Origin of the sequence: Halomonas sp. (assembly GCF_014859505.1) — a bacterium.
Classification (GTDB): Bacteria; Pseudomonadota; Gammaproteobacteria; order Pseudomonadales; family Halomonadaceae; genus Halomonas.
In genome coordinates this window covers 1-12050 of the sequence record NZ_JACUUD010000093.1, presented here as the reverse complement: position 1 = coordinate 12050, position 12050 = coordinate 1, and the positions used below count along the sequence as shown (strand labels likewise).

The window sequence follows — 12050 nt, the reverse complement described above, 5'->3', positions numbered from 1 at the left end:
CTAGGAGGCTTTGCGGCGCTCGAGGCGCCCGCCCAGCACCAGCATGCAGGGTGTGATCAGCAGCGTCAGGGCGGTGGCGAAGGTCAGCCCGCCGGCAATGGCACTGGAAAGCTGGGTCCACCACTGGGTCGAGGGCGCGCCCAGCCCCAGGCTCGGCGCAAACAGGTTCACGTTCACCCCCAGCACCATGGGCGCAAGCCCCAGCACCGTGGTGATCGCCGTCAGCAGCACCGGACGCAGGCGCAGCCCGCCTGCCTCCAGGGCCGCCTCCAGGGGCGCCAGCCCCTCGCCGCGCAGCTGGTTGTAGGTGTCGATCAGCACGATGTTGTTGTTCACCACGATCCCCGCCAGGGCGATGATACCCATCCCCACCATCACGATGCCGAAGGGCTGGCCGTTGACCAGCAGGCCCAGCAGCACCCCCGCGGTGGAAAAGACGATCGCCGTCAGCACCAGTCCCGCCTGGTAGAGGCTGTTGAACTGGGTCACGAGGATCAGCGTCATCATCGCGATGGCGATCAGAAAGGCGCTGGCCAGGAAGCGGCTCGCCTCCTGCTGGTCCTGCTGTTCGCCGGCCACCTCGACCATCACGCCCTCGGGCGGCGTGCCGCCGGCCTCCAGCAGGGCGCGCAGTCGCTCGTCGCTGCGGTATCCGTCGGCCACATCGGCCTCCAGGGTCACGGCGCGGCGCCCGTCGATGCGGTGCAGGGTGCCCACCTTGGGCGCCGGCACCAGTTCCACGAAGTTGGAGATCGGCACCTGGCCCCGGGCGGTATTGAGCGTCAGCCGGCCCAGCTGATCCAGGGAGCGATAGCCGGCCGGCAGGCGCACCCGGATGTCCACCTCGTCGCTGACCCCGGCGGGGCGATAGCTGGCCACCTGCAGACCGGTGGTGATCAGCTGCACGGCGCTGCCCACCGCCGCGACGTCGGCACCGAAGCGAGCCGCCGCCTCGCGGTCCACCATCACCCGCCACTCCACCCCGGGCAGGCTGCGGTCGTCCTCGATGTCACGAAAGCCGCCCAGTTCACCCATCAGCTCGCGCAGGCGCTCCACCGCCCGGTCGGTGGCGGGATCGTCATGGCCGCTCACCTCCAGCACGATGGGCTTGCCCTCGCCGGGCCCCATCTCCTGCTCGCGGAATTCCAGCACCACGCCGGGCAGGTCGGCGGTGCGCTCGCTCATCTCCGTGAAGATCGCCGCCACCGGGCGGCGGCGCTGCCAGTCGATCAGCTGGAACTGCAGCACGCCGATCACGTCGCTGCCGAGCTGCTGGTTGGGCGTGGCGAAGGAGCGGGCGTAGAGTGCCTCCACCTCGCTCATGCCACCAAGGCGCGCCTCCACCCGGCGCACCACGGCGTCCTTCTCCTCGGCGGAAAAGTCGCCCCGCGTGCGCACCAGCACCTGGGCGCTGTCCGGCTCCACCGCCGGGAAGAACTCCACGCCGTGATTGAAGCGGGCATAGGCGGTGGTGATCAGCGCCAGCAGCAGCAGGGCGGCCAGCAGGGTCAGCCCCGGCCTGGCCAGCAGCCGGGCGAGCAGGGCGCGGTAGAGGCGCCCGCCTGCGCTGATCTGGTCCTGCATGGTCTCCCGGCGCGAGGCGCGCACCCCGAAGACGCCGCCCAGGGTGGGCAGGAACACCAGCGCCATGGCCAGGGAGGCCAGCAGGCAGAGGATCACCGTGGCCGGCAGGTACTTCATGAATTCGCCCACCACCCCGGGCCAGAACAGCAGCGGCACGAAGACCGCGAGCGTGGTGGCGGTGGAGGCGATCACCGGCCAGCTCATGCGCGCGGCGGCGTTGACCCAGGCCTCCCGGGGAGGCTGGCCCTGGCGCAGGTGGCGGTCGGCCAGCTCCGAGACCACGATGGCGCCGTCCACCAGCATGCCGGCGACGAGAATGAGCGAGAAGAGCACCACGATGTTGAGGGTGAACCCCAGGCTCCAGATCAGCAGGATGCCGGTGAGGAAGGCCCCGGGAATGGTCAGGCCCACCATCAGGGCGCTGCGCAGCCCCATGGCGGCGAGGATCACCACCAGCACCATCACGACCGCAGTCAGCACGTTGTTGAGCAGCTCGTCGAGTATCTCCTCCACCATCTCGGACTGGTCCATGATGGTGGTGATCTCGAGCCCCTCGGGGATCAGGCCGCCGGCCTCGTCGAGCAGGCGCTCCACCTGCTCGATGGTGGCGATGATGTTGGCCCCGGCGCGCTTGGAGATCTCCAGCACCAGCGCCGGCTGGTCATCGATGCGCGCAAAGCCCTCCGGGTCCTTGAAGGTGGGTCGGATCCAGGCCACGTCGCCGAAGGTCACCACCCGATCGCCGTCCACCTTCACCGGCATGGCCATCACGTCCTCGAGGCGCTCGATCACACCAGGCACCTTCAGCGCCAGGCGTCCGGCGCCGGTATCCAGGCTGCCGGCGGCCACCAGGCGGTTGTTGCGGCTGACCAGGCCGAACAGGGTGCCGAAGTCGACGCCGTAGCTGTCCAGCACGAGCGGGTCGACGACGATCTCCAGCAGCTCCTCGCGGTCGCCGCCGATGTCTACCTCCAGCACCTCGCCGATGCCCTCGATCTCCTCCTTGAGCCGGCGTGCCACGGCCAGCCGCTGGGTCTCCTCGAGCGGGCCGGAGAGGCCGATGGAGAGTACCGGGAATAGGCCCACGTTGACCTCCATGACCCGCGGCTCATCGGCTTCCTGGGGCAGCTCGGCGCGGGCGATGTCGACCTTCTCGCGCACGTCGGTGAGCGCCTGGTCGGGGTCGAAGCCCGCATCGAACTCCAGGGTCACCGCGGCGTGGCCTTCGCTTGCCTGGGAGGTCATCTTGCGCACTCCCTCGATGCTGCGCAGCTCCTGCTCCATGGGGCGCACCAGCAGGCGCTCGCCGTCCTCGGGGCTGACCCCCTCCAGCGACAGCGAGACATAGATGATGGGGATGGTGACGTCGGGGTTGGCCTCCTTGGGGATCGCCTGCCAGGCGGCCAGCCCCGCCAGCAGCAGCGCGGCCAGCAGCAGCAGGGTGGTGCGCGAGCGGTCCAGCGCTGCCTCGATCAGGGCGCGCATCTCAGGGGGCCGCCTGGGTGGATTCGGCCGGCACCGGCTCGACGCGCTCGCCCGGTGACACCAGCCCGCCCCCCAGGGTGATCAGGCGCACCCGTGCCGGCAGCCCCGCGACTCTGGCCTCGTCGGTGGAGGCGTCGACCAGGGTCACGGGCGTGCGTACCACCCGGTCGTCGTCGTCCAGGTGCTTGACCGCCAGCTGGCCGCCGTCGTCCAGCTCCAGCAGGGCGGGGGAGAGTCGGTGTACCTGCCGCTCCGGCAGGGTGACCACCAGGGTCGCGCTGGCGCCGGCCAGGCGCCGCCCCTCGGGGTTGGCGACCCGGGCCTCCACGACGAAGGTGCGCGCCTCGTCCTCGGCGCGGCGCCCCACCAGGCTCACCTCGCCCTCGAGCCGCGAGCCGTCCAGCAGGCGCAGCTCGGCGGGCAGGCCGGCCTGGAGCTCATGGGCGTCGCGCTGGGGGGCCCAGGCCCTGGCCACCAGGTGGCGGTCATCCACCAGCTGGCCGAAGGTCTCGCCCACCTGGACCAGCTCGCCGAGCTCCACGTCGAGGCGGTCGAGCACGCCATCGAAGGGGGCGGTGGGGCGGGTGTCGGCCAACTGGCGGCGCAGGCTCGCCACCTCGGCCACGGCCCGGGAGGCGCCGCTCTGCAGGCGCAGGTAGTCGGTGTTGGAGATCAGCTGGCGGCGGCGCAGATCGTCGGCGCCGGCAAGCTCCGCCCGGGCCAGGGCCAGCTCCGCCTCGGCCTGCTCGAGCCGTGCCGGCAGCTCGTCCCGGGCCAGTGCGATCAGCACCATGCCGGCCTCGATGCGACTGCCCGCCGCCACCGGCAGCGCCTCGACGCGCCCCGCCTGGCGGGCACGCAGCGTCAGCTCCCGGTCGGCCTCCAGTTGCCCCTGAAGCACCAGCCTTGGCGCGTGGGGCTCCGCTTCCTTCACCGCTACCTCGACCCGGGTGGTGGGCGCTTCCTCGACAGGCTCGCTGTCCGGCGCAGTGTCCTGGAAGCGCTGCAGGTCGCCGAAGGCCAGCCACACCCCCAGGGCGAGGGTGACGGCGATGGCCAGCAGCGGGGAGAGGGGAAGGCGACGGCGGGGCATGCGGTGTGATCCATCAGCGGGCATGAGGCGCCAGCATATCACCCCCGACTTTCGGTCCCCATCCTAGGTCGCATTGAGTTTTGTGCAGCGCAGGCATACCATTTCCGCGTTTGAAATCTGGCCCGGCGGCGTGTCCGGCGGGCCCGTCCTCACGGTGACAATCCGTGCGTTGACAACCAAGGAGCCTCCATGAAACAGCCCGTCCGTATTGCCATCACCGGCGCTGCCGGCCAGATCAGCTACTCCCTCGCCTTCCGCATCGCCTCCGGCGACATGCTGGGCAAGGATCAGCCTGTCATCCTGCAGCTCCTCGAGATTACCCCGGCCATGGAAGCCCTGAACGGTGTGGTGATGGAGCTGAACGACTGCGCCTTCCCGCTGGTGCAGGAGATCGTCGCCACCGACGACCCCAGCGTCGCCTTCAAGGATGCCGACTTCGCCCTGCTGGTCGGCGCCCGCCCGCGCGGCCCTGGCATGGAGCGCAAGGACCTGCTGGAAGCCAATGCCGCCATCTTCTCCGTGCAGGGCAAGGCGCTCAACGAGAACGCCAGTCGCGACATCAAGATTCTGGTGGTGGGCAATCCGGCCAACACCAACGCCCTGATCGCCTCCTGCAACGCGCCGGATCTGGATCCCAAGCAGTTCACCGCCATGACCCGCCTGGACCACAACCGCGCCCTGACCCAGCTGGCCCAGAAGACCGGTAAGCACGTCACCGACGTCGAGGGCATGATCATCTGGGGCAACCACAGCGCCACCCAGTACCCCGACATCGCCCACTGCAAGGTGGCCGGCAAGCCGGCGGCCGAGCTGGTCGAGCGTGACTGGTACGAGAGCACCTTCATCCCCGACGTCCAGCAGCGCGGCGCGGCCATCATCAAGGCCCGCGGTGCTTCCTCCGCGGCCTCTGCGGCCTCTTCCGCCATCGACCACATGCGCGACTGGGCGCTGGGCAGCAGCGGCCAGATCGTCAGCATGGCGATCCCCTCCGACGGCAGCTACGGCGTCGAGCCGGGCATCATCTACTCCTACCCGGTCACCTGCGAAGGCGGCAAGTACGAGATCGTCCAGGGTCTCACGCTGGACGATTTCAGCAAGCAGAAGATGAAGGCCACCGAAGACGAGCTGCGTGAAGAGCGCGCCGCCGTCGAGCACCTGCTGGGCTGATCGGGCCTTCCTTCGGGCGCGGGCTTCCACCCTGTGGGAGCCCGGTTTTCCCGGGCGAATCGCCGCTTGGCGGCGCACAGAGCAGTGAAAAAACCCGCCGGAGCGAATCCGGCGGGTTTTTCGTTATCGCGGGTTATCCCTGGCCGCCTGGCGCTCAGTCCCTCAGGCTGATGATCCGCCAGTCGCGGTCCTCGGCCACCTCGCGCAGGATGGGGTCCGGGTCCACCGCCACCGGATGGTCGACCTTCTCCAGCAGCGCCAGGTCGTTGTGGGAGTCGCTGTAGAACCAGGCGTCGTCCAGGCTCAGCTCCTTGTCGGCCAGCCACTCCTCCAGGCGCACCACCTTGCCCTCACGATAGCTGGGGGTGCCCGTCACCCGGCCGGTATAGCGGCTGTTTACCACCTCGGGCTCCACGGCGATCAGGTCATCGACGCCCAGGCGCTCGGCGATGGGGCCGGTGATGAAGCGGTTGGTGGCGGTGATGATCAGCAGGGTATCGCCGCGGCTGCGGTGGCGGGCCACCAGTTCCTCGCCCTTGGGCAGGATATGCGGCTCGATCTTGCTGGCCATGAACTGCTGGTGCCAGGCCGCCAGCTGCTCGGGGCTGTTCTCGGCCAGAGGCCGAAGCGCCACCTCGAGAAACGCGTGGATATCCAGGGTGCCGGCCTCGTAGTCGGCCAGGAAACGATCATTGGCGTCGCGGTAGGCCACCGGGTCCACCGCGCCCTGCTCGAGCAGAAACTCTCCCCAGGCGTGGTCGCTGTCGATCGACAGCAGGGTGTTGTCCAGGTCGAAGATGGCCAGGCTCACGATGACTCCCTTGGGCAGGTTTCAGAGGGTTAATGTCAGGGTCCAAAGACGGCGATTATCGCAGAACCCACAGTCGGCTGCGACCTGGACCCGGCAGGTCCGTCCGGAAGGCGTATTGATGCGGTTCGTGGCCTTGTGGAAGAATGGACTCAATTCAGGTTTCAACAAGGTGAAGTCCGTGATCGACGCTGACGGCTTTCGCCCCAACGTTGGCATCATCATCGCCAACGATCAGGGGCAGCTGCTCTGGGCGCGTCGTGTAGGGCAGAATGCTTGGCAGTTTCCCCAGGGAGGCATCAAGGCGAACGAGACACCGAAAGAGGCACTGTTTCGCGAACTGTTCGAGGAGATCGGCTTGATGGATGACGACGTCGAGATCCTTGCCTGCACCCGGGGCTGGCTGCGCTATCGCCTGCCGCGACGCATGATTCGTACCCATTCGAGGCCGGTATGCATCGGTCAGAAACAGAAGTGGTTCCTGTTGAGGATCCGCTGCCAGGAGAGCCGGATCTGCATGGACGGCACCGAGCAGCCGGAGTTCGACGGCTGGCGCTGGGTCAGCTACTGGTATCCACTGGCCCAGGTGGTGCCCTTCAAGCGCGAGGTCTACCGCCGCGCCCTCAAGGAACTCTCGCCCCGCGCCCAGCGCCTGGCACTGGGGATGGGCTGACCCGTCTGGCATGAGGCTCTGGCGTATCCCCGCTGGATCGAGGAACCCCGTACCCGTGAGGCAGTCACAGGGGCGTGAGTTTCATTCCCGCCTTCCCACCAACGACAACAACGGATAATGGCCCCCATGCTCGAGGTCCTGCGCCGCATTACACAGGAAGTTACCGGGGCCCGCACCCTGGAGGCCGCTCTCGCCACCATGGTGCGGCGCATCCGCAAGGCCATGGAGGCCGATGTCTGCTCCTTCTACCTCTACGATGAGGAGGTGGAGCGGCTGGTGCTGATGGAGACCATCGGCCTGCGCAGTCAGGCAGTGGGGCGAGTGGCCCTGCCGGTAGGCGAGGGGCTGGTGGGCCTGGTGGCCAGCCGCGAGGAGCCTCTCAACCTCGAGGACGCCCAGGCACACCCCCAGTTTCGCTACTTCGAATCCACCGGCGAGGAGCGCTATTCCAGCTTCCTCGGTGTGCCCATCATCCACCAGCGCCGCATGCTCGGGGTTCTGGTCGTCCAGCAGGAAGAGAAGCGCCGCTATGGCGAGGAGGACGAGGCCTTCCTGGTCACCATGGCGGCCCAGTTGGCCGGGGTGCTGGCCCATGCCCTGGCGACCGGCAACCTCACCCGGCCGAGCCTCGAGGGGCAGGTGCACTTCAAGGGGGTGGCCGGCGCCCCGGGCATGAGCATCGGCGAGGCGGTGGTGATCGCCCCGCCCGCCGATCTCGACAGCGTGCCGGACCTGGTGCCCACCGACGTGCATTACGAGATCGCGCGCCTCAAGGAGGCGATCGGCCGCGTGCGCGAGGAGCTCCGTGCCGCCGCCGAGCGCCTGGCCAACCGCGTCTCCGCCCAGGAGCTGGCGCTGTTCGAGGTCTACCAGCAGATGCTCAGCGAGGCGGCGCTTTCCCAGGAGGTGGAGAAGCGCATCCGTGAGGGACAGTGGGCCCCCGGGGCGCTCGCCGATGTGGTCAAGCGCCACGTGCAGTACCTGGAGCGGGTCGACGACGACTATCTGCGCGAACGTGCCGCCGACGTGCGCGACCTGGGGCGGCGCGTGCTGGCCCACCTGCAGGAGGAGACCCCGCAGACGCCTGCGGTCTTTCCCGACAGCACCGTGCTGGTGGGTGACGAGCTCAGCGTGGCCATGCTCGGCGAGGTGCCCCGGGACAAGCTCGCCGGGCTGGTCTCGGTGCGCGGATCGAGCACCTCCCACGTGGCGATCATCGCCCGTGCCATGGGCATCCCCACGGTGCTCGGCATGGTCGATCTGCCGCTGCCGCGGCTCTCCGGCGCGCGGGTGATCCTCGATGGCCACCGCGGGCGCCTCTTCGTGCGTCCCGGGGAGGAGCTGCTCAGCCACTACCGGGGGCTGATCGCCGAGGAGCGGGCGCTGACCGAGGTGCTGGAGCACGAGCAGGACCTGCCCAGCCGCACGCCGGACGGCCACGACATGCCGCTGATGGTCAACACCGGCCTGGTGGTGGATGCGGTGGCCTCGCTGAAGAACCGCATCAGCGGGGTGGGGCTCTACCGCACCGAGGTGCCCTTCATGGTCACCGAGCGCTTCCCCGGCGAGCAGGAGCAGACGCGCCTCTACCGCGACCAGCTGGAGAGCTTCGCCCCGCTGCCGGTGGTGATGCGCACCCTGGATATCGGCGGCGACAAGGACCTGCCCTATTTCCCCATCGAGGAGGCCAATCCCTTCCTCGGCTGGCGCGGGATGCGTGTCACCCTGGACCACCCCGAGGTGCTGATGGTGCAGCTGCGCGCCATGCTGCGCGCCTCCCAGGGGCTGGACAACCTCCAGGTGCTGCTGCCCATGATCACCAACGTCGACGAGGTCGACGATGCCCTTCGCCTGCTCGACCGCGCCATCCGCGAACTGGGCGAGGAGGGCGTGGCGGTGCCGCGGCCGAAGGTGGGGGTGATGATCGAGGTGCCGGCGACCCTCTACCAGCTCGATGCCCTGGCCCGGCGCGCCGACTTCTTCTCGGTGGGCAGCAATGACCTCACCCAGTACCTGCTGGCGGTGGACCGCAACAATCCGCGCGTCGCCGATCTCTTCGACGCCTGCCATCCGGCGGTGCTCTCCGCCATGGCGACCCTGGCCCGCGAGGCGGCGCGGCTCGATAAACCGATCTCGGTGTGCGGCGAGCTCGCCGGCGACCCCGCCGGCGCCCTGCTGCTGATGGGCATGGGCTTCGATGCGCTCTCCATGAACGCCCCCAGCCTGCCCCGGGTGCGTGCCGCCATCCGCCGGGTGCCGCTGCAGGGCGCCCGCGACCTGGTGGCGGAGACCCTGCGCCTCGACAGCCCCAGCGCGGTTCGCCGCCATCTGGCCACGCGCCTGGGCGGCTGGGAACTCGGCCACCTGCTGCCGCCACGGGATTGAGGAGTCTGCGCCCCGCAGGCGCCCAATGACCTCTGTGATGACTGGATAATTCCCGAGGCTCGGGGCTACTGCCCGAGGCTACTGCCCGAAGCTCGGGGCTACTGCCCGAGGCTCGTGGCTACTGGTGGGAGCTGGGCTTTGCCCGGCGAATGGCGGCGAAGCCGCCCCGGCGTTGTTGCCTAGCGGTGTAAGCCCATCAGCCGCTCCACGCTCTCCCCCAGCGCTACTCCATGCGGCCCGAAGCGCCGCTCGCCGATCTCGATGCGTCCGCTGGTGTGCCAGCTCAGCCAGGTCATGGCGCGGGTGCCATAGTGCTCGCCGACGATGAAGGGAGAGGAGAGCCTCCGCTCCATCTCCAGGCCCACCCCGGTCTCCGGCAGCTGGTCATCATCGGCGGGGTGAGGGTCGGCCATGGCCGCCAGGGCATCCTCGGGCCAGCGGCCGTGGCGCAGGCACGCGCCGAGCCCCTGGCGCGCATCGATCAGCTTGGGCCAGGGAGTGTTCAGGCTGCCGTTGGAGACCCCGTGCAGGCCGGGGGGGACCTCGCCCAGATGGGTGGCATCCCGGCTGCGGTGCAGGTGCCACAGCCGGCTCCCGTCACCGGCCAGCAGGTTGAAGCCGGCAAAGCGGGCGGCTTCGCCGCCGGCCAGGCGGTCGAGCCAGGCGGAGAGATCGGGGCAGGTGAGGGCGCCACGCACCAGGTCGCCGCGGCTGGGCGCATCGCTCGCCACCTTGAGGTGCGGGTCGCGCACATTGGTCACCGCGGCGAAGCGCCCGCGGCGATGCACCGCCAGCCAGCTGCCGCCGGCCTCCAGGTCGCGGCCGCCGACGATGGCGGGAACTTCCGCCCAGCGGGCGAGCGGGGCGGAGGGGCGGGCGTGGAACTCGTCGCGGTTGGCGACCAGCCGCAGCGGCCACGTTTCGCCGGGACGATGGTCGAAGGCAATCAGGCACATTCCGGCAGCTTAGCGGCTTCCGCCCCCCTCTGGAAGCGTTCCGCCGGTCGTGAAATCCTCCCGCCATGACAGCCGGCCACCCCCGGCGTACACTCTCCCGCCACTCTCATGATCGGCCAGGGATGACAATGCGAGTCGACAATGGTCGCCAACCTCGGCGGCTTCCTTCCTATCTTCGCCTTGCGCTGCTGGTGCAGCTAGGCCTGCTGCTGGCGGGTCTGCTGGCGCTGCAGGTGGCCAATCCCGGCGGTTGGCTGGCGGCGCTGCTGCTGGCCTCGGCGCTCAATCTCGCCGCGGTCGTGGCCGGTGTCCTGCGCCAGCCCGTGGAGCAGGCCGAGCCCGGTGCCGGCGTCCCGGTGCCCCGACGCCCTCTGCCGTCGGGGCCGGCGGCGGAGCCTGTCGCCACCGGCGAGGAGCTGCTGCGCCGCCGCCTGAAAACCCTGGAGCACGACCTGGCGCGGCGCGAGCAGCGCCTGGAACGCCTGACGGCGGGGCGCGATCGCGCCCGCCAGGAGTCGCGGCTGAAGTCCGACTACCTGGCCCTGCTGGGCCGCGAGCTCCAGCCGCTCAAGGGTCGCCTGGAGGTGCTGCTGACGGCCCGGGACGAGCCGCCCCTGGGCGCCGCTCAGCGCCATGCCCTGGAGGAACTGGGCGAACGGCTCGGCGATCTGGCGGTGCTGCTCGAGGATATCTCCGGTGAGGAGCCGGCAGCCGCCGAGGCAGCGCCCGCCCGCCGGGCCAACCGGGTGCTGATCGTCGACGACGGCCCCGTCAACCTGATGCTGGCCCGCCAGGTGCTGGAGCGTCAGGGGCTTGAGGTGCGCACCGCCACCAGCGGCGCCGAGGCCCTGGCCTGCCTGGATCAGGTGCCCTTCGACCTGGTGCTGATGGATATCTTCATGCCCGGCATGGACGGCATGGAGGCCAGCCGGCGCTGGCGTGACGTGGAGGCCGAGCGCTACCCGGATCATCGCAGCGTGCTGGTGGCATTGACCGCCAACGCCAGCGAGGAGGACCGCCAGCGCTTCGCCGAGGCGGGCCTGGACGACTACCTGGCCAAGCCCTACCGGCCCCAGGAGCTGATCGAACTGGTCAGGCGCTGGCTGCCGGCCCATCATCACGCCCCCGATACCCCCTGAATCCGTCTTACCCCCAAGGACTCCCGATGCTCGACTACCCCGATATCGATCCCGTGGCCATCTCCCTCGGCCCCTTCCAGGTGCACTGGTATGGCCTGATGTACGTGGTGGGCTTCGTCGCCGCCTGGTGGCTCGGCCGCCGCCGCGCCGCGCGCATCGGTCTCACCCACGACGACATCGGCGACCTGCTCTTCTATGCCGCCATCGGCGTGGTGGTGGGCGGGCGCCTGGGCTACGCGCTCTTCTACGGCCTGGGGCAGTGGGCCAGTGACCCGCTATGGATCTTCCGGGTCTGGGACGGCGGCATGAGCTTCCACGGCGGCCTGGCCGGCGTGCTGCTCGCCAGCTGGTGGTTCGCCAGGAAGAAGGGGCTGGCCTACTTCACCCTCACTGACTTCGTGGCCCCCCTGGTGCCTATCGGCCTGGGCGCCGGGCGCATCGGCAACTTCATCAACCGCGAACTGCCGGGCCGCGTCACCGAGCTGCCCTGGGGCATGCCGTTCCCGGGCATGGGGCCTGCGCCGCGCCACCCCTCGGCGCTCTACGAGGCGGTGCTGGAAGGGGCGGTGCTGTTCGTGGTGCTGTGGTTCGTCTCGGCGAAGCCCCGCGCCCGCGGCCTGGTCTCCGGGCTCTTTCTGACCCTCTACGGCGTGTTCCGTTTTGCGGTGGAGTTCGTGCGCCTGCCCGATGCCCATATCGGCTTCATCGCCTTCGGCTGGGTGACCATGGGCATGCTGCTGACCCTGCCGATGATCATCGC

General features: G+C 69.6%; 9 protein-coding genes. 5 read left to right on the top strand and 4 right to left on the bottom strand.

Translation table 11 applies throughout. The features are described from left to right. Together IBX53_RS11965 and IBX53_RS11960 are read right to left on the bottom strand one after the other, a co-directional pair. A complete protein-coding gene (locus IBX53_RS11965) occupies positions 1-3069 on the bottom strand; it encodes an efflux RND transporter permease subunit (RefSeq protein ID WP_290909505.1) in 3069 nt (1022 codons plus the stop codon). A 1-nt stretch (position 3070) separates the two neighbouring features. Continuing rightward, positions 3071-4162, bottom strand: coding sequence for an efflux RND transporter periplasmic adaptor subunit (locus IBX53_RS11960; RefSeq protein WP_290909502.1), 1092 nt, complete (start codon positions 4160-4162; stop codon positions 3071-3073). Positions 4163-4351: 189 nt separating this feature from the next. On the opposite strand from IBX53_RS11960, the gene IBX53_RS11955 reads away from it, so the two are divergent. Beyond that, on the top strand, positions 4352-5329 hold the full coding sequence (locus IBX53_RS11955; protein ID WP_290909500.1) for a malate dehydrogenase: 978 nt from the start codon (positions 4352-4354) through the stop codon (positions 5327-5329). 154 nt (positions 5330-5483) lie between these two features. Here the strand turns inward: IBX53_RS11955 and IBX53_RS11950 are convergent, their stop codons facing one another. After that, the gene (locus IBX53_RS11950) at positions 5484-6140 is read right to left on the bottom strand and encodes an HAD family phosphatase (RefSeq protein ID WP_290909497.1); all 657 of its coding nucleotides are present in this window, start codon (positions 6138-6140) and stop codon (positions 5484-5486) included. A 178-nt stretch (positions 6141-6318) separates the two neighbouring features. Between IBX53_RS11950 and IBX53_RS11945 the strand changes: the two genes are divergently transcribed. After that, on the top strand, positions 6319-6810 hold the full coding sequence (locus tag IBX53_RS11945) for an RNA pyrophosphohydrolase (protein ID WP_290909495.1): 492 nt from the start codon (positions 6319-6321) through the stop codon (positions 6808-6810). Positions 6811-6936: 126 nt separating this feature from the next. After that, entirely contained in the window at positions 6937-9195 is a 2259-nt protein-coding gene (ptsP, locus tag IBX53_RS11940) for a phosphoenolpyruvate--protein phosphotransferase (protein WP_290909494.1), read from the top strand. A 179-nt stretch (positions 9196-9374) separates the two neighbouring features. Here the strand turns inward: ptsP and IBX53_RS11935 are convergent, their stop codons facing one another. Further along, positions 9375-10151, bottom strand: a complete 777-nt coding sequence (locus IBX53_RS11935; protein WP_290909491.1) for an NRDE family protein — start codon at positions 10149-10151, stop codon at positions 9375-9377. A 122-nt stretch (positions 10152-10273) separates the two neighbouring features. On the opposite strand from IBX53_RS11935, the gene IBX53_RS11930 reads away from it, so the two are divergent. Next, on the top strand, positions 10274-11290 hold the full coding sequence (locus IBX53_RS11930; RefSeq protein WP_290909488.1) for a response regulator: 1017 nt from the start codon (positions 10274-10276) through the stop codon (positions 11288-11290). Between the two features lie 26 nt (positions 11291-11316). Then, positions 11317-12050 (top strand): prolipoprotein diacylglyceryl transferase (gene lgt, locus IBX53_RS11925; protein WP_290909485.1); only part of this gene is annotated, 734 nt, incomplete at its 3' end.

Excerpts from the sequence above, each read along its gene's own strand:
- IBX53_RS11965 (WP_290909505.1), bottom strand. The coding sequence starts at position 3,069 with ATGCGCGCCCTGATCGAGGCAGCGCTGGACCGCTCGCGCACCACCCTG.
- IBX53_RS11930 (WP_290909488.1), top strand. The coding sequence starts at position 10,274 with ATGACAATGCGAGTCGACAATGGTCGCCAACCTCGGCGGCTTCCTTCC.
- ptsP (WP_290909494.1), top strand. The coding sequence starts at position 6,937 with ATGCTCGAGGTCCTGCGCCGCATTACACAGGAAGTTACCGGGGCCCGC.
- IBX53_RS11960 (WP_290909502.1), bottom strand. The coding sequence starts at position 4,162 with ATGCCCCGCCGTCGCCTTCCCCTCTCCCCGCTGCTGGCCATCGCCGTC.
- IBX53_RS11935 (WP_290909491.1), bottom strand. The coding sequence starts at position 10,151 with ATGTGCCTGATTGCCTTCGACCATCGTCCCGGCGAAACGTGGCCGCTG.
- IBX53_RS11955 (WP_290909500.1), top strand. The coding sequence starts at position 4,352 with ATGAAACAGCCCGTCCGTATTGCCATCACCGGCGCTGCCGGCCAGATC.